Source organism: Psychroserpens mesophilus (assembly GCF_050617655.1).
Taxonomy (GTDB): domain Bacteria; phylum Bacteroidota; class Bacteroidia; order Flavobacteriales; family Flavobacteriaceae; genus Psychroserpens; species Psychroserpens mesophilus_A.
The window spans coordinates 1-233 of sequence record NZ_JBODQC010000534.1; the positions used below are offsets into that span (position 1 = coordinate 1).

A 233-nucleotide genomic window follows, 5' to 3' on the forward strand; every position below is an offset into this window, starting at 1 on the left:
GACTCACCGGAAGATGCCGAGCTGATGTCTGAACAGATGCTCGTCGCGGGCCTGGAAGCCCGCTTCGAGCGTGTCGAGAGCGAGGCCGAACTACGCCAGGCACTGGCCAGGTTCCAGCCGGACATCGTGCTGTCCGACCTGAGCATGCCGGGGTTCTCCGGTGATGACGCGCTGCGCATCGTGCGCGAGACCTCGCCGGAAGTGCCCTTCATCTTCGTCTCCGGCACCATGGG

General features: G+C 65.2%; 1 protein-coding gene. It reads left to right on the forward strand.

The features are described from left to right. The coding region (locus ACRHNM_RS18300; protein ID WP_431138049.1) for a response regulator at positions 1-233 on the forward strand (233 nt) is incomplete at both ends.